We start from the raw sequence: 1,880 nt of genomic DNA, 5'->3' as shown, positions 1-1,880 counted from the left end.
TGATTCAGAAGGAAATACAATTGATTTTTATTTAAGCAAAACAAGAGATCATAAAGCTGCAAAGCGCTTTTTCAAGAAAGCTTTGCGGTCTTTTCATGTTTCAAAGCCCTGTGTTATCACAGTAGACAAGAACCCAGCCTATCCTATGGCGATTGAAGAGTTGAAGAAAGAGAAAAAGATGCCCGTAGGTATCCAAATAAGGCAGGTAAAATATCTTAATAACATTGTGGAGCAAGATCATCGTTTTATTAAAAAGAGAGTTCGTTCGATGTTAGGGTTGAAATATTTTCGTACAGCCCAATCTATCCTTAAGGGAATAGAGGTAATGCATATCATTAAAAAAGGACAACTTGCTTTACAGGACAAGTCTGTCCAAAGTCGAGTGAAGTTCATTCATCAACTATTTGGAATCCCTGCATAAGAACAGATTCCATTAGGAATCTATATATCTTTCACATAAATGCAGTCTTTGCACCAGAACCGTTAAGTTTGAGAGTTAAATTTATATATTCTATCGAGGTCATAATATATAAAAAAAATAACCCCTATTGGAATTATCTGTACGCGCCTTAGAGGATTCGAACCTCTGACCGACGGCTTAGAAGGCCGTTGCTCTATCCTGCTGAGCTAAAGGCGCATGATATACGTATATGGCGGAGAAGGAGGGATTTGAACCCTCGCGCCGGTTACCCGACCTACACCCTTAGCAGGGGCGCCTCTTCAGCCTCTTGAGTACTTCCCCACATAAAAAAATGGCTCCGCAGGTAGGATTCGAACCTACGACCGTTCGGTTAACAGCCGAATGCTCTACCACTGAGCTACTGCGGAACAAGAAAAAATATAAATGGTGGGCCTAAGTGGACTCGAACCACCGACCTCACGCTTATCAGGCGTGCGCTCTAACCAGCTGAGCTATAGGCCCATATTGGAGCGGGTGAAGGGAATCGAACCCTCATCATCAGCTTGGAAGGCTGAGGTTTTACCACTAAACTACACCCGCAAATAATTGATACCGGTGGCCGGGGTCGAACCGGCACTCCAAAAGGAACACGATTTTGAGTCGTGCGCGTCTGCCAATTCCGCCACACCGGCATGTTTATTAAGGCAGCACCCGGATTTGAACCGGGTGTTGCAGACCTCTGCCTTATCACTTGGCTATGCTGCCATTGACTGGGCTAGAAGGATTCGAACCTTCGCATGACGGAATCAAAATCCGCTGCCTTACCGCTTGGCTATAGCCCAATAATATCAATAAATGGGGCGGCTGATGGGAATCGAACCCACGAATGTCGGAACCACAATCCGATGCGTTAACCACTTCGCCACAGCCGCCATAATGGTGGAGGGGGGCAGATTCGAACTGCCGAACCCGAAGGAGCGGATTTACAGTCCGCCGCGTTTAGCCACTTCGCTACCCCTCCATAGAACTAAAGAATATAGAGTATAGAATATTCAGTTAACAATCATTAAATCAATGGCGGTCCGGACGGGACTCGAACCCGCGACCTCCTGCGTGACAGGCAGGCATTCTAACCAGCTGAACTACCGGACCATATTGCGGGGACAGGATTTGAACCTGCGACCTTCGGGTTATGAGCCCGACGAGCTACCGGACTGCTCCACCCCGCGACAATAAAAAGTATTAAAAATGGAGGAGGTAGAGGGATTCGAACCCCCGCGGGGTTTGACCCCCCTGTCGGTTTTCAAGACCGATCCCTTCAGCCGGACTTGGGTATACCTCCGTATAGGAAAACCTTAATAAATTAGTAGCGGCGGAGGGGATCGAACCCCCGACCTCACGGGTATGAACCGTACGCTCTAGCCAGCTGAGCTACACCGCCAAACTTAAGGATATAATTTGAATAATCATGGTGGAGCCT

At 47.1% G+C, this 1,880-nt stretch carries 1 protein-coding gene and 13 tRNA genes; 1 reads left to right on the top strand and 13 read right to left on the bottom strand.

From position 1 onward, the window contains the following. A partial coding sequence (locus V7068_RS21535) for an IS6 family transposase (RefSeq protein ID WP_499714477.1) occupies positions 1 to 421 on the top strand: 421 nt, incomplete at its 5' end. Positions 422 to 563: 142 nt separating this feature from the next. On the opposite strand, the gene V7068_RS21530 is transcribed toward V7068_RS21535, so the two are convergent. From V7068_RS21530 to V7068_RS21470, 13 genes are all read right to left on the bottom strand, one after another. Next, positions 564 to 637 (bottom strand) — tRNA-Arg (locus V7068_RS21530). A gap of 14 nt (positions 638 to 651) precedes the next feature. Then, positions 652 to 742 (bottom strand) — tRNA-Ser (locus tag V7068_RS21525). An 11-nt stretch (positions 743 to 753) separates the two neighbouring features. Beyond that, positions 754 to 828, bottom strand: a tRNA-Asn gene (locus V7068_RS21520). Between the two features lie 17 nt (positions 829 to 845). Further along, positions 846 to 922 (bottom strand) — tRNA-Ile (locus tag V7068_RS21515). 4 nt (positions 923 to 926) lie between these two features. Further along, positions 927 to 1,000 (bottom strand) — tRNA-Gly (locus tag V7068_RS21510). Between the two features lie 10 nt (positions 1,001 to 1,010). Continuing rightward, positions 1,011 to 1,092 (bottom strand) — tRNA-Leu (locus tag V7068_RS21505). A gap of 78 nt (positions 1,093 to 1,170) precedes the next feature. After that, positions 1,171 to 1,242, bottom strand: a tRNA-Gln gene (locus tag V7068_RS21500). A 14-nt stretch (positions 1,243 to 1,256) separates the two neighbouring features. Further along, positions 1,257 to 1,332, bottom strand: a tRNA-His gene (locus V7068_RS21495). Positions 1,333 to 1,337: 5 nt separating this feature from the next. Continuing rightward, positions 1,338 to 1,421, bottom strand: a tRNA-Tyr gene (locus V7068_RS21490). A gap of 54 nt (positions 1,422 to 1,475) precedes the next feature. Continuing rightward, a tRNA-Asp gene (locus V7068_RS21485) sits at positions 1,476 to 1,552 on the bottom strand. Positions 1,553 to 1,555: 3 nt separating this feature from the next. Further along, positions 1,556 to 1,629 (bottom strand) — tRNA-Met (locus V7068_RS21480). A gap of 20 nt (positions 1,630 to 1,649) precedes the next feature. Continuing rightward, positions 1,650 to 1,742: transfer RNA gene (locus V7068_RS21475), tRNA-Ser, on the bottom strand. Between the two features lie 25 nt (positions 1,743 to 1,767). Next, positions 1,768 to 1,841, bottom strand: a tRNA-Met gene (locus tag V7068_RS21470). Positions 1,842 to 1,880: the final 39 nt, after the last annotated feature.

It is taken from the genome of Bacillus sp. JJ634, from assembly GCF_036962285.1.
Taxonomy (GTDB): domain Bacteria; phylum Bacillota; class Bacilli; order Bacillales; family DSM-1321; genus Peribacillus; species Peribacillus asahii_A.
The sequence above is the reverse complement of the archived record's forward strand: the minus strand, read 5'-3'. Positions and strand labels throughout refer to the sequence as shown.